Source organism: Streptomyces sp. AB3(2024), assembly GCF_041862025.1.
GTDB lineage: Bacteria > Actinomycetota > Actinomycetes > Streptomycetales > Streptomycetaceae > Streptomyces.
Genome location: NZ_JBGWAB010000351.1, coordinates 1 through 435, shown reverse-complemented (window position 1 = coordinate 435; position 435 = coordinate 1). Strand labels below are relative to the sequence as shown.

The 435-nt window shown below is 66.4% G+C and carries 1 pseudogene; it reads left to right on the top strand.

From position 1 onward, the window contains the following. Positions 1-69: 69 nt before the first annotated feature. Positions 70-435: pseudogene (locus ACEPPI_RS40725) on the top strand (transposase); the annotation flags it as partial.

Below are 435 nucleotides of genomic sequence, written 5' to 3'. Positions count from 1 at the left end.
GTCTGAGGCTGATCCTTTGGAGTGGACACCCTGACAATGGATCTTGATGGTCCAGGGAGGGATGTCCACGTGGGACGCAAGTCTCCGTATCCGGAGGAGTTCAGGAAGGACGCGGTCGCGCTCTACCGTGCCGCGGCCGGGAAGCGGACGTACGCGGCGGTGGCCGCGGATCTCGGCATCACCGCGGAGTCGCTGCGGACGTGGGTGCGCAAGAACGAGAACCAGGCCGTGCCCGGACGCCGTGACACCGGCGGGGAGGTGGATGAGCTGGCCGGCTGCGGGCGGAGAACGCCCGGCTGCTGAAGGCTGAGAAAGAGTGGCACCTCGAGCGCGAGATCCTGCGCCGGGCGGCCGCGTATTTCGCTCGGGAGGTGAAGTGAGCCCTCGCCGCTGGGACTTCATCTCCGACCACCGAGGTTGTTGCGTTTTGATGAG